This window comes from Thermococcus atlanticus (assembly GCF_054657855.1).
This window is the reverse complement of sequence record NZ_BAAHXX010000001.1, coordinates 734269-758887: the sequence shown is the minus strand read 5'-3', so window position 1 is coordinate 758887 and position 24619 is coordinate 734269. Positions and strand designations below refer to the sequence as shown.

31 protein-coding genes and 1 rRNA gene are annotated in these 24619 nt (G+C 52.1%); 14 read left to right on the top strand and 18 right to left on the bottom strand.

The annotated features are described in order from the left end of the window. Positions 1–10: 10 nt before the first annotated feature. A complete protein-coding gene (locus ACYQ27_RS04065; protein WP_460041789.1) occupies positions 11–592 on the top strand; it encodes a cyclase family protein in 582 nt (193 codons plus the stop codon). On the opposite strand, the gene ACYQ27_RS04060 is transcribed toward ACYQ27_RS04065, so the two are convergent. After that, positions 574–1002, bottom strand: a complete 429-nt coding sequence (locus ACYQ27_RS04060; protein ID WP_460041049.1) for a ribonuclease P protein component 4 — start codon at positions 1000–1002, stop codon at positions 574–576. The two genes, ACYQ27_RS04065 and ACYQ27_RS04060, sit on opposite strands and share 19 nt — an antisense overlap. A gap of 8 nt (positions 1003–1010) precedes the next feature. Further along, positions 1011–2522 carry a hypothetical protein gene (locus tag ACYQ27_RS04055; protein WP_460041048.1) on the bottom strand — a complete coding sequence of 504 codons (1512 nt, stop codon included), beginning with the start codon at positions 2520–2522 and terminating at the stop codon, positions 1011–1013. 47 nt (positions 2523–2569) lie between these two features. On the opposite strand from ACYQ27_RS04055, the gene rrf reads away from it, so the two are divergent. The 3 genes from rrf to ACYQ27_RS04040 all read left to right on the top strand — a co-directional run bounded on the left by rrf (position 2570) and on the right by ACYQ27_RS04040 (position 4157). Further along, a 5S ribosomal RNA gene (gene rrf / locus ACYQ27_RS04050) occupies positions 2570–2691 on the top strand. Positions 2692–2860: 169 nt separating this feature from the next. Further along, entirely contained in the window at positions 2861–3520 is a 660-nt protein-coding gene (locus tag ACYQ27_RS04045; RefSeq protein ID WP_456394825.1) for a protein-L-isoaspartate(D-aspartate) O-methyltransferase, read from the top strand. A gap of 16 nt (positions 3521–3536) precedes the next feature. Beyond that, positions 3537–4157: an HAD-IB family phosphatase gene (locus ACYQ27_RS04040; protein ID WP_456453619.1), complete on the top strand. Its 621-nt coding sequence runs from the start codon at positions 3537–3539 to the stop codon at positions 4155–4157. A gap of 2 nt (positions 4158–4159) precedes the next feature. Here ACYQ27_RS04040 and ACYQ27_RS04035 read toward each other — a convergent pair whose 3' ends face one another. Further along, positions 4160–5293, bottom strand: coding sequence for an A24 family peptidase C-terminal domain-containing protein (locus ACYQ27_RS04035; protein WP_456453620.1), 1134 nt, complete (start codon positions 5291–5293; stop codon positions 4160–4162). A 91-nt stretch (positions 5294–5384) separates the two neighbouring features. Next, on the bottom strand, positions 5385–5549 hold the full coding sequence (locus ACYQ27_RS04030; RefSeq protein ID WP_456394828.1) for a class III signal peptide-containing protein: 165 nt from the start codon (positions 5547–5549) through the stop codon (positions 5385–5387). Positions 5550–5639: 90 nt separating this feature from the next. Between ACYQ27_RS04030 and ACYQ27_RS04025 the strand changes: the two genes are divergently transcribed. Then, complete coding sequence (locus tag ACYQ27_RS04025; protein ID WP_460041788.1) at positions 5640–5984, top strand: ASCH domain-containing protein; 345 nt, start codon at positions 5640–5642, stop codon at positions 5982–5984. Continuing rightward, positions 5981–6547 carry an ASCH domain-containing protein gene (locus ACYQ27_RS04020; RefSeq protein ID WP_456394829.1) on the top strand — a complete coding sequence of 189 codons (567 nt, stop codon included), beginning with the start codon at positions 5981–5983 and terminating at the stop codon, positions 6545–6547. Before ACYQ27_RS04025 ends, ACYQ27_RS04020 begins: the two co-directional genes overlap by 4 nt. On the opposite strand, the gene ACYQ27_RS04015 is transcribed toward ACYQ27_RS04020, so the two are convergent. Beyond that, entirely contained in the window at positions 6528–6818 is a 291-nt protein-coding gene (locus tag ACYQ27_RS04015; RefSeq protein WP_456453621.1) for a hypothetical protein, read from the bottom strand. The two genes, ACYQ27_RS04020 and ACYQ27_RS04015, sit on opposite strands and share 20 nt — an antisense overlap. Before the next feature lie 158 nt (positions 6819–6976). On the opposite strand from ACYQ27_RS04015, the gene ACYQ27_RS04010 reads away from it, so the two are divergent. After that, positions 6977–7687 (top strand): TIGR02253 family HAD-type hydrolase, encoded by a 711-nt coding sequence (locus ACYQ27_RS04010; protein WP_460041787.1) that lies wholly within the window; start codon positions 6977–6979, stop codon positions 7685–7687. 78 nt (positions 7688–7765) lie between these two features. On the opposite strand, the gene pgsA is transcribed toward ACYQ27_RS04010, so the two are convergent. From pgsA to ACYQ27_RS03995, 3 genes are read right to left on the bottom strand one after another with little or no spacing between them, the layout of a single operon-like run. Then, positions 7766–8332 carry an archaetidylinositol phosphate synthase gene (pgsA, locus tag ACYQ27_RS04005; protein ID WP_456453630.1) on the bottom strand — a complete coding sequence of 189 codons (567 nt, stop codon included), beginning with the start codon at positions 8330–8332 and terminating at the stop codon, positions 7766–7768. Positions 8333–8337: 5 nt separating this feature from the next. Then, a complete protein-coding gene (locus tag ACYQ27_RS04000; RefSeq protein ID WP_456453622.1) occupies positions 8338–8871 on the bottom strand; it encodes a tRNA (cytidine(56)-2'-O)-methyltransferase in 534 nt (177 codons plus the stop codon). Beyond that, a complete protein-coding gene (locus tag ACYQ27_RS03995) occupies positions 8871–10481 on the bottom strand; it encodes a transglutaminase domain-containing protein (protein WP_456453623.1) in 1611 nt (536 codons plus the stop codon). Before ACYQ27_RS03995 ends, ACYQ27_RS04000 begins: the two co-directional genes overlap by 1 nt. A 118-nt stretch (positions 10482–10599) precedes the next feature. On the opposite strand from ACYQ27_RS03995, the gene ACYQ27_RS03990 reads away from it, so the two are divergent. The 6 genes from ACYQ27_RS03990 to ACYQ27_RS03965 all read left to right on the top strand — a co-directional run bounded on the left by ACYQ27_RS03990 (position 10600) and on the right by ACYQ27_RS03965 (position 14652). Further along, a complete protein-coding gene (locus ACYQ27_RS03990; RefSeq protein ID WP_460041786.1) occupies positions 10600–11373 on the top strand; it encodes a (R)-S-adenosyl-L-methionine hydrolase in 774 nt (257 codons plus the stop codon). Between the two features lie 43 nt (positions 11374–11416). Next, on the top strand, positions 11417–11956 hold the full coding sequence (locus tag ACYQ27_RS03985; protein ID WP_460041047.1) for a nucleotidyltransferase family protein: 540 nt from the start codon (positions 11417–11419) through the stop codon (positions 11954–11956). Further along, entirely contained in the window at positions 11946–12377 is a 432-nt protein-coding gene (locus ACYQ27_RS03980; protein ID WP_460041046.1) for a HEPN domain-containing protein, read from the top strand. Before ACYQ27_RS03985 ends, ACYQ27_RS03980 begins: the two co-directional genes overlap by 11 nt. Next, positions 12378–12938: a nicotinamide-nucleotide adenylyltransferase gene (locus ACYQ27_RS03975; protein ID WP_460041045.1), complete on the top strand. Its 561-nt coding sequence runs from the start codon at positions 12378–12380 to the stop codon at positions 12936–12938. A gap of 139 nt (positions 12939–13077) precedes the next feature. Continuing rightward, positions 13078–13746, top strand: coding sequence for a hypothetical protein (locus tag ACYQ27_RS03970; protein ID WP_460041044.1), 669 nt, complete (start codon positions 13078–13080; stop codon positions 13744–13746). Between the two features lie 9 nt (positions 13747–13755). Beyond that, positions 13756–14652 carry an ABC transporter ATP-binding protein gene (locus tag ACYQ27_RS03965; protein WP_460041043.1) on the top strand — a complete coding sequence of 299 codons (897 nt, stop codon included), beginning with the start codon at positions 13756–13758 and terminating at the stop codon, positions 14650–14652. Between the two features lie 116 nt (positions 14653–14768). Here ACYQ27_RS03965 and ACYQ27_RS03960 read toward each other — a convergent pair whose 3' ends face one another. Both ACYQ27_RS03960 and ACYQ27_RS03955 read right to left on the bottom strand, forming a co-directional pair. Next, entirely contained in the window at positions 14769–15020 is a 252-nt protein-coding gene (locus tag ACYQ27_RS03960; RefSeq protein WP_460041785.1) for a hypothetical protein, read from the bottom strand. 7 nt (positions 15021–15027) lie between these two features. Then, positions 15028–16209: an MFS transporter gene (locus ACYQ27_RS03955; RefSeq protein WP_460041784.1), complete on the bottom strand. Its 1182-nt coding sequence runs from the start codon at positions 16207–16209 to the stop codon at positions 15028–15030. Between the two features lie 68 nt (positions 16210–16277). Here ACYQ27_RS03955 and ACYQ27_RS03950 point away from each other — a divergent pair, with 68 nt between their 5' ends. Next, positions 16278–16988 carry a hypothetical protein gene (locus ACYQ27_RS03950; protein WP_460041042.1) on the top strand — a complete coding sequence of 237 codons (711 nt, stop codon included), beginning with the start codon at positions 16278–16280 and terminating at the stop codon, positions 16986–16988. Between the two features lie 22 nt (positions 16989–17010). Here ACYQ27_RS03950 and ACYQ27_RS03945 read toward each other — a convergent pair whose 3' ends face one another. The 8 genes from ACYQ27_RS03945 to ACYQ27_RS03910 form a co-directional block, all read right to left on the bottom strand. Then, positions 17011–18192: an ammonium transporter gene (locus ACYQ27_RS03945; protein WP_456453688.1), complete on the bottom strand. Its 1182-nt coding sequence runs from the start codon at positions 18190–18192 to the stop codon at positions 17011–17013. 442 nt (positions 18193–18634) lie between these two features. Beyond that, a complete protein-coding gene (locus ACYQ27_RS03940) occupies positions 18635–19396 on the bottom strand; it encodes a Rossmann-like domain-containing protein (protein ID WP_456453689.1) in 762 nt (253 codons plus the stop codon). 1 nt (position 19397) lies between these two features. After that, the gene (locus ACYQ27_RS03935) at positions 19398–20141 is read right to left on the bottom strand and encodes a hypothetical protein (protein ID WP_456453690.1); all 744 of its coding nucleotides are present in this window, start codon (positions 20139–20141) and stop codon (positions 19398–19400) included. Next, positions 20138–20893, bottom strand: coding sequence for an ABC transporter ATP-binding protein (locus ACYQ27_RS03930; protein ID WP_456453691.1), 756 nt, complete (start codon positions 20891–20893; stop codon positions 20138–20140). Before ACYQ27_RS03930 ends, ACYQ27_RS03935 begins: the two co-directional genes overlap by 4 nt. Beyond that, positions 20880–21830: a FecCD family ABC transporter permease gene (locus ACYQ27_RS03925; RefSeq protein WP_456453692.1), complete on the bottom strand. Its 951-nt coding sequence runs from the start codon at positions 21828–21830 to the stop codon at positions 20880–20882. Before ACYQ27_RS03925 ends, ACYQ27_RS03930 begins: the two co-directional genes overlap by 14 nt. Further along, positions 21827–23449: an ABC transporter substrate-binding protein gene (locus tag ACYQ27_RS03920; RefSeq protein ID WP_456453694.1), complete on the bottom strand. Its 1623-nt coding sequence runs from the start codon at positions 23447–23449 to the stop codon at positions 21827–21829. The genes ACYQ27_RS03925 and ACYQ27_RS03920 overlap by 4 nt, the downstream gene beginning before the upstream one ends. Before the next feature lie 61 nt (positions 23450–23510). Continuing rightward, positions 23511–23996 carry a GNAT family N-acetyltransferase gene (locus ACYQ27_RS03915; RefSeq protein ID WP_460041041.1) on the bottom strand — a complete coding sequence of 162 codons (486 nt, stop codon included), beginning with the start codon at positions 23994–23996 and terminating at the stop codon, positions 23511–23513. Then, on the bottom strand, positions 23993–24616 hold the full coding sequence (locus tag ACYQ27_RS03910) for a GNAT family N-acetyltransferase (RefSeq protein ID WP_460041040.1): 624 nt from the start codon (positions 24614–24616) through the stop codon (positions 23993–23995). Before ACYQ27_RS03910 ends, ACYQ27_RS03915 begins: the two co-directional genes overlap by 4 nt. Positions 24617–24619: the final 3 nt, after the last annotated feature.

Genomic DNA, 24619 nt, shown 5'->3' with positions numbered 1-24619 from the left:
TGGTGTTTCCATGATAGTCGACCTTTCGGTACCCCTCTCGGACGATACCCCTTCCTATCCGGATGACCCGCCGGTTAGCGTCAGGCTCTGGGCCGTCATTGACAGGGACGGCTACTACATGAACGTCCTCAAGCTTGGCGAGCACTCGGGAACGCACGTTGACGCCCCGGCGCACTTCATCCCCGGGGGAAAGACGGTTGATGAGATGCCGCTTGAGAAGTTCATCGGAGAGGGTATCGTTCTAGATGTTAGGGATGGGAATGGGCCCATAAGGCTCGACGAGATTCCGGACGAGGGATATTTTGGCAGAATTGTGCTGTTCTTAACTGGGGGGAGGGAGCTCTCGCCGGAGGTGGCGCTGTTCCTGGTGGCTGAGGGGGCAAAAGCCGTCGGTACAGATGCGATGAGCATCGGCGACGATGCCGTTCACAGAATACTTCTCAGCGAAGACGTTCCGATTTTCGAGAACCTGACCAACCTCGAAGTTCTTCTGGACATGGAGTTCACATTTATGGCCTTTCCTCTGAAAATAGAGGGCGGCTCAGGGAGCCCCGTTAGGGCCGTGGCGGTGGTTCACTCAGAGCCCGAGTGATTGCCTCCTTTAACACTCGTCTGTCCCTCATTTCCGCCGGTCGCTTCCTTCATGGAGTCCCTTCTCCGCGCCTTCTGTTCCCTCAAATACGGGTAGCGCATGATGTATCCGCAGTTGAGGCATTTGATCACGACGTGGGGGTAGGGCCGGCTCCTCAGTCTTACCCTTGTGTTCTTTCCCGGAACTAGGAAGGAGTGGCATTTCTTGCAGTAGCGACGCTTCCACTTCCCCGGCATCCTTATCCTCGCCTTCTGCTGAACTGCGAGGGCTATCTCCACGTAGCGGTTGGCCAGCTCGGGTTCGTAGGGAAAAACCCTCTCCGCGAGGGTGAAAAGTATGTCTATCCTCTCACGGGCGATTCTGCGCTTTTCCCTCTGCTCCTTCTGACGGAGAAACTTTTTCCTGCTCATGCCACCACCTACTTTATCATCCTCAGCCTTCCGGCAAACGGCTCGTACAGGTAGCCCTCGCGCAGGAGGCGCTCAATGATTTTCGCCGCATCGCCCCCTTTGAATCCATACCTGATGAGGGCGCTGTGAAATTCCTCCCTTGAGACACTGCCGTCGGCAGATGTTGCCTCCAGATCCATGAATATGCCCAGAGCTATGTTGGCTCTCCTATCCCCGCTTATATATCTTTCATAGTCCTTGACCGCCTTCATCAGGATGTCAGGGGGTATCTCATTCATCCATGTGTCAAGAATCTCCTGATTTATAATTAGGACGTCGCTTATTGTGCTCCTTCTCAGACCACCTTCGAACCTGGCCATTGATCCGAGGAGATGGGTGCTAAGGAGGAAGCGCGTGTTGGTCTCGAAGAGCATGCCGCTCAGCCTCAGTGCATCGAACTTCTCGCCGTATTCCATGCGGTTCTTCATAATCCAGTCCTCAAATCGCTCCCTGAAAATCCTGAGTTCTCTATCCCCCAGGCTCATTGACGCCATTTTTGCCCTCTCTTTGAATATCGTGGCTATAACGTTTGGAATGAGTTGCTCAAGCTCGCGGTTCTTTTCATACCCCACGGGTTCATTCAGGATGAAAGGCACCTCTGAGAGGTATGCGAGGGGATCATCGGGCAGGATTTTTGCCTTTTTCGGCGTTAAAAAAACAGCATCCTTTGATTTGAAATATCTGAACGCCCATTTCGGGGCGGGTATTTCATTTTTGAGCACGGTTCTGGAAAAGGGGGAGTAATACCTGACAGGAGTTTCCGGCAGATATGCCACAAAATCCAGATCAAGGTGTTCATCCACGAAATGCCATCTCTTCTCCTTCCTCAGAGAAAGCTCCCTCGGAAAGAGTCCCGTTATGTATTTCACGGCCTCCCATATGGAGAGAACAATTCTGTCCCTGTCCTTGAATGTCGAAAAGGTAACCCCCTCCCCCCATTTTCTGTTCGAACCCACTATCCGGGGGGATGCGAAGAGGGAGTAAAGAAAGGCCTTCTCAAAGTCATAGCTGGCATAGATGGTGTCCATGAACAGATTTTCAAACTCTTTTTTGCTCAGGGCAATCTCATCGTATTGAAGCCAGTATTCCGAGTAGTCCCCACCCCTCAGCTCGGCCACATTCAGCATCCTCAGCGTGCCGTAGGGGTAGGAGTCCATGAAGCCGGAGACCCGAACGTAGCTCCCGCTCCTCACGCTGCCTGAGATTCTGCTGTTCTCCGTTATCCTGAGTATTAAATATGATGTCGTGGAGGCTTTTTGGAGGTCAGAGGGCTGGAGGGGGGAAAGAATGTAATAAACCGCATCATCCGGGGCATGAGGGGTTTTTCTCAGGAGGAGGAATCCCTCAAGCTCAGCCGGCTCGCCATTTTTAATTCTCTGGACTTTAAGCTGAAAATCCCTAACCCGCTTTTCGGGTGTCAAAGGCGTCCTGCCTCTCAGTGCCGTCAGAAGTTTCAGAATCTCCTCCTCCATACGGGGCATTCTTCAACCGCAAAGCTTATAAATCCATCTCCGGGAGTATGTATCGGTACGGCGGTCATAGCGGCGGGGTCACACCCGGTCTCGTTTCGACCCCGGAAGTTAAGCCCGCCAGCGATCCCGGGTGTACTGCCCTCCGAGAGGGGGCGGGAAACCGGGGACGCCGCCGGCCACTAGTCCTCCGCTTTTGTTCTCCGGACTTAAGGCTTAAATCAAAACTTAAAGTAGATTTTAGGTTCTGGGTTTTGAGTTTAGAGTTTAGAGTTAGAAGCTTAACAAACCATCATCCAGAACATACACATGAGGCAAAATTAAAATATCTTAATGCCGATGTGAGACTCATGAACGAGGAGGAGCTCTACCTCAAATGGGTGAGAAGGGTTGAAGCCCTTGAGAGGGAAGGAATAATAAAAAGCAAAAAGGTTAAAGAAGCTTTTCTCAAGGTGCCGCGTTATAAGTTCGTGCCGGAGGAAAGCGCACAGTGGTCGCATGTTGATGAGCCCCTGCCGATTCCTGCCGGACAGACGGTAAGCGCCCCACACATGGTGGCGATAATGCTGGAGCTGGCGGAGCTGGAGGAAGGCATGAAAGTCCTTGAGGTCGGCACGGGGAGCGGGTGGAATGCCGCGCTGATAGCCGAGATCGTCAGGACAGACGTCTACACCATCGAGAGAATTCCTGAACTGGTTGAGTTTGCACGGAAAAACCTTAAAAGGGCCGGATATGAAGGGATAGTTCATGTCATACCCGGAGACGGCACGAAGGGCTTTCCTCCTGAAGCACCCTACGATAGAATAATCGTTACGGCGGGAGCGCCGAAGGTTCCGGAGCCGCTCGTGGAGCAGCTGAAGCCCGGGGGGAAGCTGCTGATTCCTGTGGGTTCATATCATCTCTGGCAGGAGCTGCTTGAGGTTGTGAAGCTGGACGAGAAGGGGAGAAGGAGGATAATCAACCACGGGGGAGTTGCCTTTGTGCCCCTCGTCGGGGAGCACGGCTGGTAGGGGAGCGGTGAGAGGAATGAAGCTGATAGCCTTTGATCTTGAGGGAACCCTCGTAAAATCGGTGTCGAGCTGGGTGGAACTGCACAAGCGCTTTGGGACCTGGGAGAAGGGGAAGGAGTATGCAGAGCGCTTTTTTGCCGGGGAGTTTGATTACGTCAAATGGGCCGAGCTCGATGCATCCCTCTGGAGGGGACACACGAGGGAGGAGATAATGGAGTGGGCTGAAAGCGTTGAGTACATGGATGGTGCAAGGGAGCTCATAGAGTTTCTCAGGAGAAACGGCTTTAAAATAGCCATACTGAGCAGCGGACTGATGTGCCTTGCGGAGAGAATCGCCAGGGAGCTGGATGTTGACTATGTCTTTGCCAACGAGCTTATTTTCGATGAGAACGGCGTCGTTACGGGTAAGGTAAACCCCATAGTGGACTTCAAGAGCAAGGGAGCCATATTGAGAGAGCTCAAGGAGAAGCTGAAACCCGAGCTTACCGTGGCCGTGGGGGATGGTTTCAACGACATAGCGATGTTTATGGAGGCAGACGTCAGCATAGCCATAAATCCCCACGAGGGGGTTGAAGGGGATCACAACGTCGAAAGCCTGTGGGAGGTCAGGGAGATTATCGAAGGACTCCTAGGTTAGCTTTAAAGACCGCTCATCTTGAGGGATATCCACCAGAACAAATCGCCGTAAAATACCGAAATAAGAAATCCCAGAAACAGCGCCGGAGCAAAAGGCATTGACTTTTTGACCAGAAATCGGTTCTCCAGCCTCCCTTCCTCAACAAGCCTCCTGAGCTTTTCAATCTGCTCCTTGGTTAACCCCTCAGCTGTCGGGGATGCGATGACATTTTCGTATTTTGGCATCAGATGGCTTAGATTCCCCTCCGAAACCGCCCTCTTTAGTTTGTCAAAAAACCCCTCCCTGTCCCTGAAGATTTTTCCGTCCATTTCATAGAGCCACTCTCCAAGGATATCCCACTCCTCAATGTCCTCAACAGGCTTCTCCTCAACCAGAACCTCCCGTCTCATGAAAGATACCACCGAAAGAAATACCTTGAAGAGATAAAGGACAACGAGCAGCCTGATAAATGCTGTTATTGCCGCAGTCCCATAGCTGTAGGTCATGTAAACAACAGAAGCCGCACCGATGGCATCCCCCACCCTCCTCCTTTTTCCGAGGATGAAGATCAGTATGACCGTCAGGACGTAGCGGATGGCCGTGTTAATGGCAGCGCCTGAGACATTCTCCAGAATCAGCGTGATGCCCATTGCGCCCATAATCCAGAGGGCAACCTCAACCGAGAGATTTGCCCGGTTGAAGAAAATTTCCCTGAGCTCGCCGGTCTTCCTGCGGATGACTATGACCCCCGTGGCGTAGATAAACACCACCGGAAAAATCGCTATGATGCTGTTGAGCATTAATGTAACCGCATGGAGGGGATAATTAACGCTGTAGGGAGCTGCAATCTTAGCATAGCTGGAGGCGTATGGGAAAAGAGCGGAAAAGCCCGCAAGGATAACAACATCACCGGATGCCCAGCCGCCGAGAAAGTACAGGAGCAGACCCAGAAGCAGGCCAGCGGCAAAACCCATCACGCCGGAAAATGCTAAGAAGGTGTTATGCTTCACAAAAAGACCCTCGTAAAGGTAGTATATAATGCCCGCCGCAGCAAAGGGGAAAACGTGGAGGTCATCTATAAAGCCGGTTTTAAGGTCTGTGTATGATGTGAGAATCCCCATAACAATCCCGAGGATGATTAAAAGGAGCTCCTGCATCGTTTTACCTCCCGGAAAGATCCGTTCTGACCGCCGGAGCACTCGGACTAATGGTGAAAACGGACAGAAACGGTTCGCCCATCCTTCCACCTCACAGATTCTCCAGAACCTGCTCCCTGACGGATTGGGTGTAGTTTGCTATTGCCTCGTTGATGTTTTTGGTGCTGGTGAGTATAACCCTCGCTGCCATGGCAACCAGAACCAGAGCTGCTGCCAGTATGAAGAGATACTCCAGAGCGGCCTGGGCTTTTCTCATGTTCCCACCTTGAATAATCTTGTCATCAAACGCTTTAAAACTTTCCCCAGCTAAACTTTTAAACTCTGCTGAGAGTTTGGGTTGAGGAAGATGAAGGTGTATAAGCTCAGGGTCAGGGAGGAATACCTCAGCATGATAAAGGGCGGAAAAAAGAGGATTGAGGTTAGAGTCGCCTATCCCCAGCTCAGAGGCATAAAACCGGGGGATAAGATACTGTTCAACGGAGAGGTGCCCGCCGAGGTTACCACCGTCAAACGATACGAAACCTTCAGACAGGTGCTGAGGGAGGAGCCCATTGAAAAGATATTCCCCGATAATCCGGGCTTTGATGCTGCCCTGAAGAGGTTCCACGGCATGTATCCGAAGTGGAAGGAGAACAGATATGGAGTGATAGCAATAAAATTCAGGCTTCTGAGACCCGGTGAGAGGAAATGAGGAACCTGAAGTTCGACGGCAGGTACAGGGAGCTTATTCTGAGCGGGAGGAAAACAGCAACGGTCAGAATCGGGAGGATAAACCTCAGGCCGGGCGATGAGGTTCTGATTCATTCCGGGGGTTATGTTCTTGGAAGGGCGGTTATAAAGAGTGTGGAGGAAAAAATCATCGGCGAGCTGACGGATGACGATGCGAAAATGGATGGCTTCAGAAGCAGGGGAGAGCTCATCGATGCCCTAAAGAGGCACTATAAAAACATAAAACCCGATACAAAGGTTGCAGTTGTGCAGTTTGAGCTGAAGGAAAAGTTCGGGAGGGAGATTCTATCCTCGGATTTTCCCTACGAGGGCAACAACCCGGCCGAGATTGCGGAGCTGGCGTTGAGGCATCTGAACCTGTCCGACAATGACAGAAGGCTCCTGGAGCTCTTCCTAAAAGCCGGAAGTCTGAGAAAGGCAGCATACAGACTCGGCGGACTCAACAGAAGGTATATAATCAGGGAGGTTCTCAGGAGGGCGTATGAAGAACTGAAAAGAAAAGGCGTTATGGGGCCAAAGCTTTAACGCCCTCCAGAATGCTTATCCTTCTGCCTTCGCCATCCTTAACTGCTGAGAGTTCTACAGGGATCAACTTGAAGGTTCCACCGTGGATTATATGCCTCAGCTCCCGCTCAAATGCCTCCATCTCGGACTCATCCCTGAATTCCACCCTGGCTATAAAGTCGTATTCTCCGTAGAGCCAGTACCCCTCAACCGGGAGCCGCCTCAGTACCTCATCTCTAACACCCCAGACAAGGAGAATCGCTTCGAGTTTCACCACCTCCCATCCTTTCACCTTCGGAAGTCCTGAAGGGATAAAAATCTTTCCAAGGATTTTCCATCACAAATGCAAGTTTTTGAAGATTTTTCATAGCAGAATTGTCTTTATGCCAGCCGCCTGCAGGTGCCGAAAAGTCTTTAACCTTCCTGATCCCTATGAAATCGGTGGTGGCCATGCTTAAAGCCGTCTTCTTTGACTTCGTGGGCACGCTCATAACCAAAAGAGGGGAGAACATCACCCATCAGAACATCATGAGGGAGGTTCTCAGAAAAGCCGGCAGGAGTGAGCTCGACTATTTAATGGTCTGGGGTGAATACGAGGAGGAGACAGGCAGGAGATTCCGGGAGCTTGCGGGGAGGCCATACGTGAGGATAAGGGACGTTGATACAGAAGCCCTGAGGAAAATTGCAGAGCGCCACGGCTTCACAGTTCCGGAGGACTTCTGGGAGATAAACATATCCATGCACGAGCGCCATGGGGAGCTTTTCCCCGATGCTCTGGAGACTCTCAGGTCTCTAAAGGCTCTCGGTCTCCATCTCGGCATCATAACCGACTCGGACAACGACTACATCAAAGCCCACCTCAAAGCTTTGGGCATCTACGATCTCTTTGACTCAATAACGACGTGTGAGGATGCGGGATTTTACAAGCCCCACCCGGCCCCCTTCAGGCTCGCCCTTGAGAAAGCCGGTGTGAAGCCGGAGGAAGCCATCTACGTGGGTGATAATCCTGCAAAGGACTGCGTCGGTGCCAAAAACGTTGGAATGCTGAGCGTCCTCCTCGATCCAAATGCCACGAAGCGGGAACTGTGGGGCAACTGCGACTTCATCGTTTCGAAACTGGGCGAGGTTGTTGAGCTTGTAAAGGGTTTAATGGAGAGGTGAAGGGTCAGCAACGGCAGGGCTCTTCATGGCCGCTTTCAGCGGCTCGCATAGCGAAATTCTCGTCATCCCCTTCTTTTTTCACTCCCTGAGCCTCTGATATGCCGCGTAGAGCCTCTGGAGAACGGTTATCCACGCGAGGATTGCGACGGCATAGACACCGTACTCAACGCGGCCGAAGAGCGCGGTGATGATTATTATAAGCAATCTCTCGGCCCTCTCGGCTATGCCAACCGCCAGCCTTCCGGAGCCGGCAAGCTCGGCCCTGCACCTCTCGTAGCTCACCAGGTAGCTCCCCATGAAAGTTATGAACGCAGCGCGCCAGTCCACAAGGTTTCCGAGGGCTATTCCGAAGAGCACAGCACCATCGCTTATCCTGTCGAGGGTGGAGTCGAGAAATGCCCCAAAGCGGCTCGTCTTTCCGGTTAATCTTGCGAGAGTCCCGTCGAGTGCATCTATCAGCGAGCCGAAGAGCAGAATGAGGGCCGCTATGACCTGTTCGCCGCGGTAGAAGAAGTAAGCACCGACGAGGCTTATCAGCAGGCCGAGAACCGTTATCTGGTTAGGTGTAACGCCGGCCCTCGCGAGTGGTCTGACGATGGCTTCAAGGTAGCCCTTTACGTTTCCTCGATAGCGGTTGAGAACCATGTCCATCACTCCAGCTCGATTACCTTCTTGCCCCTCTCCTGCGGGACTATTTTGAGCTTCGCGTTCTCAAAGCTCTTTCTCAGGGCCTCTCCATCAAGGAGTCTGTCCAGGAAGACCGCCAATGCTGCGACCTCGCTGTGGGGCTGGTTTCCAACGGCAACATTGTAATCGGCGATATCATAGACCTCCCTGGGCACCTTCTCTGCACCGACTACGATGAGAACGTCCCTGCCATCCTTCAGCTCTCCCCTGATCCTTGGAATAGCGTCGTCAATGTGGATTCCGTACATCGTGAGGTGGACGATAACGCCCTTCCCTTTCCATTCCCTCAAAATCCTCTTCCAGCCGGGGTTAAACTCTATGATGAAAGGCCCACCCCACCTCCTAACGACGTCCTCGACGCTCTCCCTGACGTGCCCGTCTTCCTCGGCGGCGATTATTATTTTATCGGCTCCAAATGCCCTCGCCGTTAAAGCGACGTGGGTGGTTATCCTCTTGTCCCTCTCGGGCCTGTGTCCCAAGCGAAGCACCGCTATCATCATTCCTCACCCGCAAAGAGCTTCCAGTATTTCATGAAGTTTTCAGACCACGGCATGTTTTTGTAAAACTCATAGAGCACTTTTATCCTTTTCTCAATCCTCCCCTCGCTGTAGTTGCCGAGGACGTTGTTCAGGTCTTTCTCTGGGGCGGAGGCGAATAGAAAGAGTGCATACAGTCTTTCGTTCTCGTCCAGTCTGAGCAGAACCTTATTGACCTTTGATCTGAGGGTTGGATTCAGTCTTTCGAAGACAATATCTGAGAGCCTTTCATCAATGTTGACAAGATACTCAGGGGTTACATCCACGTGCTCGTGTCCCTTCATCTCCTCCGGGCTCTGAGCCACCAGCTTGTAATTTTCCTCCGTGAGCAGCTGGTATATCCTCGGGAAGTAGGGGGTTGCGAGGTAATCGTCCCTTGTTCCGATGAATCCGTGCCTGAAATCAACCACATACCACTTTCCGGATATATAAACCTCCGAGACTGGGTCTATGGTGCAGTCTTCGCCGTTGTAGAGGCTCACTATCCTTGAGGGGATGTTAAGCGAGCGCATCATGGCCGTGAAGAGTATCTGCCCCTCGGTGTATCCAAAGCTCTCCTTCCGCTCTATCATCTCCATGGGGTCGAGGGTGATGTTCCCGCTTTTCCGGGTGGACATCCAGCTGATCCAGTTGTAAACTGCAACTGCAGCTTCGTAATCCGATTTTGCCCTTCTGATGAGGGGGAGCGCATAGGGTCTGAGGGCGGTGCGGTTGAAGCGTGATGTGGAGTTGTACTTCTGATTCCAGTATGCATCAACGATGTATTCGTCGGTAATCCAGTGGTATTTTGTCCCGTATGCCTTCATGAGAACCGCATTCGAGACGTTCCACGGCTTCCATATGACCACGGTCTTGGAGCTCTCCACGAGGGTTTTCACGGTATCTTTTGAGACATATCTCAGGGTGGCTGAGATGTAGCCCGAGACATAGCGGTAGGGGGCCTTAATTCTGTATGTTATCTTTTCCAAGGACTTCGGTTGGAGCGTCGACGGGATCCTTCCCCTTTCCACAACACTCATGCCATCGAGGAGTGAGAGGGAGACGTTGTAGATATCGATGCTGTTTGCTCCGCGGTTGTATATTGACACCTCAACATCAAACTCGCTCCCGCCGCTGACCTCTGATGGAACCGTGATGTTCATCTCAACACCCCTGCTTGGAATCGGAACCTCCTCCTTCACCACCCTGATGGAGAACTGGCCGTAAAAGCCGCCCCATGACCTGTGCAGCTCATCCTCCAGTTCGAGGGGCAGGTAAAGGTTGTAAACTCCCGGTTTTTCCGGAGCTTTTAAAATCCACATCAGCTCGACGCTCTCCCCCACCTTCAGGGGGGACGGGAATCTCGGAGCCTGCAGAACCTGGAACCTGTCATCTTTGAGGAGCAGATTGGCACCAACGAGGGCAACCTTGCCCGTGTTGTTGATGGTAACTATCACGTGGAAATCCTCGCCAGGTTTGAGGACTGTTTTATCGATTTTAAAACTAACCCTGGCGGGCTGTTTGATCAGGCATCCTGAGGCCAGAATAATGAGTACCAGCACCAGCGGCAGGAGCTTCCTCATGAGCACCATTCCAAATCCTCTTAAACCTTCAGGTTAATAAGTTTTAGGTGGTGGCATGACAGGTGATAGGACGTTAGCATTAACTTTCGGGCAGCAAACAGGGCTTGAGGAGCACCTCATCCCGGATATCATAACCCTGACCACCGACTTCGGCCTCAGAGGGCCCTACGTGGGGGAGATGAAGGGCGCAATTTTGAGCATAAACCCCGAAGCAAAGCTCATTGACATAAGCCATTCCATCACGCGGCATTCCATTCTTGAGGGTTCATTCGTGATGGAGCAGGCGGTGAAGTACTACCCACCCAATACCGTTCATGTCGGGGTTATAGACCCAGGGGTCGGCACGGGGAGGAGGGCCATTATAGTTGAAGGGAGGCAGTTCCTGGTGGTTCCGGATAACGGGCTGGCGACGCTGCCGATGAGATGGATTGAGGCCAGAGCAGCCTATGAGATTGACGTTAAAAGAATGGAGGGCATCATCGGGAGAAAAGTGAGCTCAACCTTCCACGGCAGGGATGTTTTCGGGCCTGCAGGAGCTCTGCTGACCCTGGGGTATGAACCCGGAAGACTCGGTCAGGAAATCGACCTGGAGAGCCTGAATATAATTGAGGTTGAACCGAAGCGCTCGGGTGATACATGGCTTCTCAGGGTCATCTACATCGATGACTTCGGGAACGTGGTGCTGAATCTTGAGAATTATGAACTGCCCGGAGAAGTTGAACTGCCCGATTTGGGGCTTAAGCTCCCATATCTTGAGACCTACGGTCAGGTGAAGCCCGGCGAGCTACTGGCGTTGCCCGGAAGCCACGGCTACCTTGAGATAGCCGTCAATCAGGGGAGTGCCGCTGATAAGCTCGGCCTGAAGGTCGGGGATGAGGTTGGGGTGAAGCTGGTTCAGTAAAGCTAAACGAAACGTTCAAAAAGATTGAACGAGAGTTATGGACATGCTCAGCAGGTTATTCACGACGGAGAAAAGGGTAAGGATTCTTGGTGATATACTCGAAAGGGACACCTTCGGGGTTGAGGAAGTAGCCAAGAAACTGGGGGTGAGCAAGGGTACAGTATCCTCCTACCTCAAGGAGCTCGCTGAAGATGGACTTATAGAGAAGGAGGGAAGAAGGTTCAAGTGGTCCGATGAAAACGCACGGAGGGAGCTTAAAAGGGAGGTAAGTTACTGGACACTTCGAAAAAAGCTCCTTCCACTAAGGCAGCCTTGGATAAAAGCCCTTGGCATCTATGGAAGTTTCGCCAAGGGGACGAACAGAGAAGACAGCGATGTTGATATCTGGGTGCTCCTAGACAATGAAAGCCCCATCCTGATAGGGGAACTCCAAGAGAAACTGGAGGAGGCAACTGGAAGGAGAGTTGACCTAATGGTGCTTACTGAGAAAAAACTCAAACGTCTTAAAAATGAAAACCCCTACCTCTACTGGAACATCAAGCTTGCCTCGTTGACTGTTTGGGGGTCCATCGATGAGGTTTGAGGCCTGCATCGAAAGGGGATACTTCGAAAGGATTGAACCTTCCGAGGAGCTGGCCAGGCTGAGCATCAACCGGGCAAAAGAAACCCTGATTTCTGCAGGTAAAGACTTTGAAATTAACGTCTATGACGGGGCTCTCATGCTGGCTTATCTGGCAATGTTTCACGCCGCGAGGGCAGTTCTTTACCGTGACGGCTGGCGGGAAAAGAGCCATGCCCGTGTCTCAGCGTACCTGCGTGAGTTCTATGTTGGGCGGGGCAAAATGGGTTTAAAGTGGATTCGCTACCTCGACTACGTTCGCCACCTGCGCCACCAGAGTCAATATGACGTTGGATTCATCCCCGAGCCGGAAATAGTTTCGGAAGTTCTTGACATCGCCAGAGGCTTTGTCGGAGAAATTGAAAAGCTCATTGGAGGTGATTGAATGAGGCGGGGCCTCTTCGTCGGACGTTTTCAGCCCGTCCACAACGGGCATATAAAAGCTCTGGAATTTGTATTTTCGCAGGTTGATGAGGTCATCATCGGCATAGGGAGCGCTCAGGCGAGCCATACCCTGAAGAATCCATTCACGGCAAGCGAAAGGATGGAAATGCTCATCAGGGCGCTGAACGAGGCAGGCATGGACAAGCGCTACTATCTGATTCCCCTGCCGGACATCAACTTCAACGCAATCTGGTCAACTTACGTTGTCAGCATGGTTCCGCGCTTCGACGTCGTCTTCACCGGAAACTCTCTCGTTGCCCAGCTCTTCCGCGAGAAGGGTTACGAGGTCATAGTACAGCCAATGTTCAGGAAGGACATCCTCTCGGCGACGGAGATAAGGAAGCGCATGATTGAGGGAAGGCCGTGGGAGGAGCTAGTGCCGAAAAGCGTGGCCGAGTTCATCAGGGAGATAAAGGGCTGCGAAAGGATAAAGATGCTCGCGACGAACCTTGAGAAGAATGAGAGGGAGCTTCAGGCACCGATAAGGATTCCGGAGTTTTAGTACCTTCTTTTTTCAACCTCTCATTGAACCTCACTTTTGGTTATCAACCTCGCGATTACAGAAACCGTATAAACCTTCCTACTGAAAGTTAAAATGTTCAATTCCCCTATCATCTTAATCCCCGAGATAGGTGGTGAAAATGAGGCTCACCCTTCCCCAGCTCATCGAAGAGGTTAATTACACCGCAAAGCAGATGGGATTAAACGTGATCTGGATTCCCTGGCTGGTGGCTGTGATTTACCTATTCATAGGCTGGGCTCCCCTCCCGAGCGGCGCCATAGTTGGAACTTCAAGCGTTTCAATCGCAGTTATAACTCCCATCTTCTTCAGCGGTACCGTTGCCAAGGAGAAGCTTCTCGGAATCCACGAGATGCTCCTTAGCCTTCCGTTCGGCCCGGTTAAGCTCATTCTCGTGAGAACCCTCGCGAGCTTCGTAGTCGGGATCGTGGGAATTGCACTGGGAAGTGCCGTGGGATGGTTCATCGCCCTCCACGTGGGCACTCCAATCCAGCTAACAACGATGCTTCTCGGGATTTTAATCTCTGTTCCCCCTCTCCTCAGCTTCACCTTCCTCGTAATATTGATAACGCTCCTCTTTCACTCGAAGTACCTCGAGGTGGCAAAATTCATCATTTTCTTCACGGCTTACTTTGCACCCATGTACATCCCCCAGTATTTTGGAGTCGGTCTTTCAATGGGAATGGCATTAGTTATCTCCCTGCTACTCTCGGCGGGCGCACTCATAGTTTCATTCTTGATCATACACTCACTGGAAGAGAGACTCGGAGAAAAAATGGTGCTCGTGTGAGGTGATTCTATGATAGTCCTCGAAAACGTTAGAAAAATCATCTGTGATAAGGAAGTCCTCCGAGGGATAAGCCTGACCGTAAACCCCGGTGAAATCCACGCGTACCTCGGCCACAACGGAGCGGGTAAAACCACAACCTTCCGCCTGATCCTCGGCCTCCTCGTCCCGGACTCCGGTAGGGTTGAAGTGCTCGGTGTTAACCCGCTCAAAAACCCGGAGGTGAAGGCGAGGATTGGCTACCTTCCAGAGTACGATCTCCTCTATCCTAACCTCACCGCCCGCGATAACCTGAGGCGCTACGCCCTGCTTAAGGGAGTTTACGATGAAAAAGAAATGCGGGAGCTTTTAGAGTTCTTTGAGCTTGAGGAGTACGCCAAGAAGAAGGTTTCAGCCCTCTCAAGCGGGACGCAGAGACGGGTAGCGATGGCGAGGGCGTTTCTCGGAGAGCCGGAGGTTCTCATCCTTGACGAGCCAACGAGGGGTCTGGACCCTGAGTGGAGGCTTAAATTCAAGCGGTTTTTAAGGCAGTATGCAAGGAAAAATAACGCGTCTGTCATTTTTTCGACGCACATCCTCGGCGACGTTGATGGGATCTGCGACACAGTAACCGTAATCCGTGAAGGTCGGGTGCTCTTCTCCGGGAGCATTGGGGAGTTCAAGAGGAGCGCACCGACCGAAGAAACCATCCTCGTGAGGGTGGCAGAGGTTGAGAGGGCTATTGAGGTGCTCATGGAGAAGGGCTATTCTCCCGAGGTTGCAATGGGTTATATAGTTCTGAAGAATGTCGAGCCGTCCAAGATAAACACCCTCCTAGTAAAGGCGGGCCTGAGGGTTGAAGAGGTCAAGAGGAAGGAGCCAAGCTTAGAGGTGGTCTACGCTATGCTTCATGGAGGGTTGGAACAATGAGCCCATGGGAAGTGGCTCTCAGAAAGTTTCTCAGACACGGGAGAGAACGAGGACTTCCTTGAGACCATTCTGCTGAATTTTGTAGTCCCTGACCACCGGGCTGCCATCAAGCAACTCTAACTCTCTCTGAGCCTGCTTTTAAGTTCTTCCAGTTTCTTTACGTAGGCTTTCCACTCGATGTAGTCGTCCCATGCCTCGAAAGACTCCACCGAGCTTTTTAGCTTTTTCTCAAAGGCCTCCAGTGTCATCCCGTACTTCTCCTCAAATAGCTTTATTTTCTCGCGTATAGGTGCAAGCTCGGAGATTACCCTCAGCCTCTCGTGAGCCAGCACGTCCCTCTTCGAAATCACTACCTCGCTCATCAACATCACGTCACTAACTTGACTCTCCAGAGTAAATACCTTTCCTCGCCAGCCACCAGAACATAGCCCCCGCCACCAGAAACAGCCCCAGACTAACCGCATACGGCAGTGTCGCGTGGATGCTCGCCAAAAAGCCTGCAGCGAACGGGGCGAACAAACCGATAAGCTTCCTGTAGCTCGATATTGCCGCGTGGAACTCGCTCGCCCTCTCTTTTGGAATCAGCTTGAACATCCAGGAGCGGTAGAAGGGGAACCAGAAAGTGCTGCCAAAGTCGCCGAGCGCGTAAACACTTAGCGCCAGCCAGAAGGGCGGTGAGATTGCCATGACCAGGGCATAGAAGGCGTTGATGAACATCCCAAGACCGATGACCTGAAAGCCCCTCCCCGTTGGAACCCTCTCGCTGGCGTAGGTTCCAATTATCGAAGCGAGGCTGCTCGCACAGGCTATCAGCGTCACCTCGAAGACCGTTTTGTGGAGCACGAAGACGATGTAGTTTATGAGGACTAGATTTGGGGTGAGAGCCCAAGCGAGCGTTAGCAGGGCCTCGAAGGCGAGGAGAACTTTAAACTCCCCCGCCTTAAACGTGAAGCCCTCCGGCGTTATTCTCTCCTCTTTACCGACTGAGGGGAGAAAGAACCAGATGTAGGCGATAGTCACGGCAGAGAAAAGGCCGAAAAACAGGAACGCCCAGCGGTAGTTCTCCGCGCCGGGGTAGAGGTAGCCGAAGATGTAGCCGAGAACCGGGAAGGTTATCAGTCTCGCTATCTCCGGCAAACGGAGGTGCCATGCGAATATCTCCTCGTATTTGTCCTCGGGGTAGATTATCTGCTCGTAGGCCCTGTAGAGAGGGTAGAGTACTGTTGAGAGCTCATCGATTACCGTGCCGGCAAAGAACATGAGGGGAGCAACCGCGCCCTTCGCAAGGCCATACAAAACGTAGGAGATGCCGTCAAGGAGGTCTATCGCGATGAGACCCTTTTTGATGTCCCAGCGGTTGAAAAGCCGGCCGAAGAGGTAGGTTAAGGGAATCGAGATTATGTTGACAGCCATGAAGAACGCTCCAACTCCAAGGACGGAGTAGCCGACCTTCATCATGTAGAGGGGAAACAGTATCCAGACTATCAGGCCGGGTGCTATAATGGTGTGGTAGAGCATGTAGGCCTTGGCATCGCGGGGAATCTCACTCCAGCGCATTTGAAATCCCATTCCGTATTTTCAGGAAGCCTTTTAAGGTTTAACGCCGACTTTAGGTAAGTGATTCCATGCTCCGGGGCATCTGCTACTTAACCTCAATAACCCTAACAATCTACGCCCTCTCGGAGCTCTCCAGGGGGCTGGGGTTTTCCTCAACGTCAGCCGGAAGGCTCTTAGGGCTTCTCGTGGCCATTCTGCTGGCGTATTTCATCTCCCGGTTTTTCTACGGCTTTCCCTTGCGCAGGGAGGCGGACTTGGAGAGTGTATCCCATGCCATGGCTCTCATGCTCCCCCTGTATGTGTTCTCCTTAATAGGCATGCTCTACTTCGGCGTGGAGAGGTTCATGGATATGGCAAGGCCGGGTTTTGTGGGCGAATGGAGTCCCTTCCTAATTCCCTATTCCCTCGCTTTCTGGGCTCTGAGCGGGATTCTAACGGCGTTCTTCTACGATGCGGTGCCCTACGAACTCTTCAGTGAACGCGGGAGAATCGCCGGAATAATTGGCGCCACCGCAGTCTTTGCCCTCAACTACAACCAGCCCCTGCTCACGGGCATCTGGCGGCCGGAGGACATAATCTTCTTCGGGGCGGCCTTTGCATACTCCTATTCGGCCAACAGGAAGCCTCTTGCCCTCGTTATTGCGTACCTTCTCTCCGAGCTTCCCCTCTGGTGGTGTCTCCTCCATCCCCTCGGTAAGGCCGCCTTTGCGGGCTACATAACGGCGCGGTTTCTCCTCTCTGCCTACTTCCTTTTCAAGCATTTAAGAGAATCATTGTGAAAAGAGAAAAAGGGCAGAGGCATCATACCTCAACATAGGCCATCTCGGCCCACTCATAAGCGTCAAGACCGCTCTTCTCAGCCTCGTCTGGAACGCGCACAGGAGTTATCCTGTCGGTAATCCACATCAAGATATAGGTGATGACGAAGGCATATATGGCACAGAAAACTGCCGCGATCACCTGCTTTATAAAGAACCCTGTCCCGCCATAGGCCAAGCCGTTACTTCCAAGTATTGCTGAAGTTCCTAATATTCCAAGAAGCACTATTCCGGAAAAGCCTCCAACCCCATGAACGCCCCACACATCCAGGGAATCATCCCAGCCGCGGGAGCTTTTGAAATCCACAGCAGTATGGCAGATTACTGCTGAGAGGAGTCCTATCAAAATAGCTGCCCTAGGAGTCACATAACCCGCAGCGGGGGTTATTGTAGCAAGACCTGCAATTGATCCGGTCATGAAACCTATCGCGCTCCATCTGCCGTTCCTCCAGTAGTCCCAGAACATCCATGTTACCGCAGCAAAGGACGCAGCTATCATCGTGTTAACAAAAGCAACGTTGGTGTCCATATCAACACGGAGTGCGCTTCCAGCGTTGAAACCAAACCAGCCAAACCAGAGCAAAGCAGTTCCAAGTAGTATAAGGGGCAGATTATGATTCCCCTCCAGTATATGCTTCCTTTTCCCAAGATACAGGACAGCAGCAAGTGCACCAAATCCTGCGCTTGTATGGACAACGAGACCTCCTGCAAAATCCTCGACACCCCAACTCTGGAGGAAGCCACCACCCCAAAGCCAGTGGGCAAGGGGGAAGTATACCACTCCCAACCAGAGTGTCAGGAAGACTAAGAATGCCTTAAAGCGCATTCTATCGGCAAACGCTCCCGTCATGAGAACCGGGGTAATTATAGCAAACATAAGTTGATATACCATGAAGGTTAGCATACTGATCTCATTGTTGCCGGGGTACAACATGGTAGGGCCTATGTGATCAAGAAGGAAATACTGCCCATTTCCGATTATTCCGGCAATATCCTTACCAAAAGCAATGCTGAATCCAAAAATTACCCACAGTACGGTTGTCCACCCTGCCGAGAAGAAGTTCTGCATCATCATCGTCACGGCATTTTTCCTGTTGACCATACCCCCGTAGAACAATGCAAGACCTGGAGTCATGATGAAAACCAGAGCTGCAGCTATCAGCATAAACCCATCACTGCCCGGATTAAACGTTTTAACCACCTCCTATTTTAACCAACAGATTTTCGAAAAATTTTCGTGACATCTAGTTATAATTATTTTGGTACATTCCTCTATATTAGACGCTAATAATAACATTATGTTATATAACGACATTAGAAATTTTCCATAATTATCTCAAGTTAATCCTTGCATATAAATATAAAAACATGATATTAGATTCATATATAAATGTGCTCTTATGTGCGTTATATTGGTGAAAAGGCACTCAACTGTACCTGACATCTAATGAATACATTTATCCCTTTCAATATACCATTCCGAAGGATTAGCATCGTGGGGAATACCGTGATGCAGACAGTATTCCAAAAACGAATTCATGTGCCCATGTTATTTCAGAAAGTTTCCAATCTGTTTCGAATTCTCGGTCATATGAGTTCAACGGACTTCAGAGATGTTTGATGATGCTCTCAACATAGTAGATATATTTAACACATGCTTCTTCAAATCTCTTGAACGATCCTAACTTGAGAGCTGTGATGGCCCTGTCTATATCTACCGCCTTCATCGAGGCAACGTGCGTTACCCCAGTGGCCCTGAAGAACTCGGGGAGCAGTCCTCCGGTTGGACCGACGAGGATGAACGTCCTGGCGTTTTTGCCCCTGTCAATGAGCATGTCGAAGGTTCCGTTCACGAGGCTGGTGGCGCTCGCTATTATTGCCTCCATCTCCGGAAGGAGAACGAATTCAAGGGCGTCGCTGAGGGTATCCTTGGTGCACAGCTTGGGATTCCTCTCGAAAACGTAGACGTCCTTCCCATTCTCCCTCAGAACCTCGACAACCGGCCCGATGTTTCCAATCACAGCTATTTTTCCCACATTCTCGGGCACTATCTCAACTATGTCCCTGAGCTCCGCGTTCTCAAGGGAAAGATGGTACTGGCAGACGGCGTTCATTGCGGCCAGGCCGAGGGTTCTCTCGATGGCGTTGAGTGAGTCAGCCCGCTCTATGAGGGCTGGAAGGGTTATCTCTTCGAGGGGATTTTCGTATCTTCCAATATCTTCGGTCAGGGTCATGGCAACGCCGAGCGCCGATTTTCCGCGCTCATCTCTGACGAGAACCCAAGTGTAGGGAAGGGCGAGGGAAAAATCAACGAGCTCAAGCCCCTCCGGGAGCCCCATAACCTTTTTCTTGAGGGAGCTTATGAACACGTTAACCACCTCCAATCTTTATCTCCTTAACACCGCAGATGCCAAGCTCGAGAACGCAGAAACTGCCGTCGAACTCTACCGTCGGGTTCTTCTCGATAATATCGGCGAGCCTGAAGGTTTTCTCGCCCCGGGACGTTATGAAGGTTACCTCCTTTGCTTCGGGCCATGGATTTGCTATGTTAAGAACATCCTTGAGGCTTGCCCTTGATTTTTCATGCTTTACAATGTAGTCAATGCCCCTAAAGATGCCCAAGGTTCTCGGCGAGATGTACAGCTCGTTCTCCACCTTCCCGTGTATGTGAAGCGCACTGCTCTCGTTCAGGAACTCAATAACCCGTATCATATCTATCCAGTGGCACTTGCACCCGAAGGAGAGGCTAGTTATCAGCCTCACCGTCCCGTTCACGGGCTCTCCGTCGCGGTATAGGGCCAGAACCATGCTGACGTTCGATGGCACGCTAACTATTTCGCCGTTTTCGGAGATGAAGTTTATCACGTCCCCCTTGCCGAGCTTTTGCGGGGGCACGCCTTTCCAGTGAACGGTCTTTTCGAGGGCAAGATCCGGAACGGGCATGTCCACGAGGCCAAATTCTTTGAGCTCCTCCAGTGAGAGTTCCTTCACGTTGCTTCCGGAGATGACGTACAGTGTCCATGTGTCCCCAGAACTGCTCGTCGTCCCAGGGCCGCTCCCGAGGCATCCGCACACAAAAACGGTCAAGATTAGGAAGGCCACGATTTTCCTCATGGGATCACCTCTGAGGGAACCATTATTTCGGCGGTAACCTTCTCAACCGGGATGTCATAAAGAACGGAGAGGTTCTGTGAAGTTATCACCTCTTCCGCCCTGCCCCCTGCCATTATCTCCCCTTTCTTGAGCAGAAACGCCCTCTCGGAGTACATCAGGGCGAGGTTCGGGTCGTGGAGTGAAACGAGGACGGGCTTTTTCTCGGAGAGAGACTTTATGACCGACATCACCTCGTACTTGTTTCTGAAATCAAGGAAAGACGTGGGCTCGTCGAAGAGGAAAACCCCTCCCGCCTGAGCCACCGCTCTGGCTATCATGACGAGTCTCTTCTCGCCACCGCTGAGCTCCATAAAGGGCCTGTCCTTTAGCTTTTCGAGCCCGAGGCTTCGTAAGGCCTGGAGCGTGGCTTCTTCGTCCTTTTTTCCTGGCCCTTCGATGGGGTTGATGTAAGGGTTTCTCCCCATGAGAACCATCTGGAAGACCGTGTATGGAAAGGTTGATGAGAATTCCTGCGGCGAGTAGGCTATCAGCTTTGAGACCTCCTTCCGGGGAAGCCCGGCGATGTCCCTTCTATTCACGATCACGCGCCCCGTTTCGGGCCTCAGTATCCCTGCTATGCACTTCAGTAGAGTGCTCTTTCCGCTCCCATTCGGTCCAAGGATGCAGGTGAGTCCCTGATCCACCGAAAGGTTTACACTCTTTAAAATCCGCCTTCGACCGTATGAAAAGCTCAGCCCCTCAACGCACAGCATACCACCGCCTCCTCAGTATAATCACGAGAGCAGGGGCGCCTATGATGGACGTCATTACCCCCAGAGGAAGCTCCATTGGGGCAAGGCTCCTCGCGAGATCATCGCAGACAATCAAAAGCGTCGCCCCGATCAGGGCCGAGGCCGGAACAAGGCTCCTTGCATCGTGTCCAACAAGGAGCCTGGCTATGTGCGGTGCGATGAGTCCAACCCAGCTCACTATTCCCGCCATGGCCGTGGAGGCCGATATGCAGAGGGTTGAAAGCATTATTATCAGGGCCCTGTAGGCTTTAACATTCAATCCAAGCGCCTTTGCCTCCTCCTCTCCGAGGCTCAGAACATTGAGCGGCCATCGGAGGAGCCTCAGTCCTCCAATGCCAATCAAAATGGGAACCGGGAGAAGGCCCATGCTCTCCCATCTCATTCCCGCAAGACTGCCGAGAAGCCAGAAGACTATCGTGGGCAGTTTGTCGTAGGGATCGGCCATGTACTTTGCGACGCCAACCAGGGCAGAGAAGAAGGCCGAGACCGCCATCCCTGCCAGAACGAGGCTTAGGATTCCATCTCCTATTAACCTTGAGAGGTAAAGCACCAGAGCCACCGCCAATATTCCCCCGAGAAATGCCATGAGCTGGATCAAAGCAGGGTTGCTGGTGAACAGGAGAATCGCGACAACCGCACCGAAGGCCGAACCGCTCGTAACACCAAGAACGTTAGGGCCGGCGAGGGGGTTCCGGAAGGTGTTCTGGAATGCGAGTCCCGCGGTGGAGAGGGACGCGCCTATGAGTGCTCCCACCACTATTCTGGGCAGGCGAACGTCAAGCATAATGGTTCTCTCAAGATCGTTCATGGGGAGGGGACTGAAGATGAACCTGCCCACGAAAAGAGAGATGCAAGAAACCCCCGCAAAAAGAAAGAGAAAACCTGTTAATCTTTTCATTGGAGGTCACCGACTATCGTAACCTTCCCCGAGTCTATGCCATACCACCTCTCGTAGAACTCGTCTGCGATTTTTTGGATATAAACATCCTGGAAGAGGTTCGGGTGTAGAATCTTTGCCAGCCAGTAGAGGCCGAGAACCCACTTTGGAGCGGGATAATCCCAGCTCTCGCCGTCGTTGGGCATGGCATACACTTTCCCTTCCTTCACGGCCTTTATGCTGCTCCACGCCGGATCGTTCATTATGGTCTTTTTGACTCCCGTACTCGGGTAGGTGAAGGAGTAACTCACGGTTATTATCACGTCGGGATTCCACTCCGCGACCTGCTCAACGTTGATGACATTCCACCCGCCGGGTAAGCTCTTCGAGACGCTTTTCCCTCCTGCGAGCTCTATCAGCTCGTTCTGGAAGAATGCCCTTCCCGGAGCCTTGAAGGCCTTGTCCTTCATACTGTAGTAGAGGAGCAGCACCTTCGGCCTCTCGCTTGCCTTTGATATTCTGCCGATCACGAAGGCAACGGCGTCTCTGTAGTATGAAACCGCCTCCTCAGCCTTTTTCTCCCTGTTCAGAATCTTCCCCACGGTTTCAAGGGATTTCAGGTAGTCATCCACTGTCTCTAGGTTGAGTGCAACCACTGGCATTCCAAGGCCTTCGAGCTGGGCGTTCAGGTTCGGGTCGCCCCACCAAGCGGTCAGGATAACATCGGGGTTCAGCTTCTTTATCGTCTCGACGTTGGCGCTTTTGGGACTGCCAACGAAGATCATCCTGCTCTTAACCTCCGGGTCGAGCAGCTGAACGAACCTGTCGTTTATCGCCAGAGGCGTGCCTCCGAGGATTTTCTTCCCGTCCTCCACGCTCAGAAAGTAAACCATCTGTGTTGCCAGTCCATAGAGGGAAACAATCCTATCAACCGGCTGTTTTACCCTGAGGGTCTCGTTTCTGAAGTCTTTAATTTCAACGTAGCCCGTCGTTTCTCCTGGAGTCTGTGTTGGTGTTGATGCCTTAATCACCTCTATCTTCACGACGGCCTTGACCCACCTGTTTCCGGGTGTTATGTAAGTCTTTTCGGGATTCACGAGGGCTAGCTGGAGCGGGTAGTTCTTCCCGCCGAGGATGAACTCTATCGGCTTCCCGTTGTACTCGTATGCCAGAATTGGGATAACCGCCCCGTTGGTTGGATTGCCGTTCTCGTCGTAGATTGGAACGTTCTTTCCAAGAACGAAGTCATAATCCACCGGGAGCTGATACCCGTCGGCGGCAGTTATGATGTACCTGTAGTTCCTAGAGAGCAACCCAAACCTCTGGAGGATGTCCTTGAGTGCGACTCCTTTGTATGTCCCAATGTCCTTTATCGTGCCCCTCTTCGTCTTGAGCCCTCCCTGCCCGGTGGTCTGGAACAGCGCCTTGAGGTCATCGAGCGTCAGTTCCTTCTGGCTTCCATCCGGGCCGATGAGTGTCAGCACAACCTGAGATGTCTGCGATTGGGTTGCCGAGGAGTTTGTTTGGCTTGGCGTTGCCTGGGGGGTGGAAGTTGGCGTTGTGGTGTTACTCCCTATGCATCCGGCTGAGAGAGTTCCAAGAACAAGAAGGATTATCAAGAGCAGGGCTTTTGTTTTCATTGCAATCACCCATATTTGTCCAGTGAAAACATTTTTAAACATTTTGGGCAAACAAAAGGATTTATGTTAAATTAAACTGCTTACCTAAAGCCCGGCCAATGCTCTTCACATAAATCAGCGCCGGCTCGCCCCACTCCGGATACGAGTCTATTAGGGCGATTCTTGAGAAGCCCCTCCGCTCGTAGAAGCGCCTCGTCGCGTTGTAGGGCCTATACGAGAGGTCGCCCGAGGTCTTGACGACGAGAAGATCGAAGCCCCTCCCCCTCGTCCACCCCTCAACGAACTCGAGCAGTTTCGTACCTATCCCCTTACCCCTCAGCTCCCGCCTAACGGCCATCCAGAGGATTTCAAGGGCTTTTTCGTTGAGGGGCTTTACCGTTATGAAGCCGAGAACGTCTTCTCCTTCAATGGCAACGAAGGTCTTCTCCTCCCTTAAATCCCCCGCCATCGCCTTGATTCCTGCCTCGTTGAACCATTTCCTCAAGTCCCGGGCGAGTTGGATGCAGGCAGACCTTTCCACTTCGGTTTTGAGGCACCGAATCCTCATTCGAGCCATCCTTCCAAAGCTCTGTTAACCAGCCTTAGGAACTCCTTCTTCGTTCCCCCCATTCTGTAGAACTCATCTAACAGCTCCATGAAACGCCTCTCTTCCTCCGTGAACTTCTCGCCCTTCCAGCGGAAGATTCTGAACCTCTCGCCAAGAAGCTCGATGGCGTGAAAGGCCGTGCGCCCCGAGGGCTTGAGGTCCTTCACGAGCTCAATGGTGTTGACGATATTATAGCCAAGCCTCTTCCAGAAGGCTACTGCGTCCTTGTCCTGGGGGAGAACGTAGAGGTAGAGGGCGTCGTCGTGCTCCTTCACCTCCTCCTCGGCTCTCTCGACGAGCGCTCTTCCTATGCCCTGTCCCCTGAACTCAGGCCTGACGAAGAGCTCCTCAATCCAGAAGCAACCTTCCCTCGAAGAGACCCTTATAAAGCCAGCAGGTCTGCCTTCTTCAACGGCGAGGGAGACCATATCGCCGCGCTTAAAGTAATTCTCTGCTTCCCTTTTATATTCCTCTTCCTCGTCTGGACTCCAGCCCTGCTTTCCCCTAAGCTCGCGGAAGAACTCTATGTAGAGGGTAATAAACTCGTTAAGGTGTTCTTCAGTCAGTGGGAGAATCTGCATGGA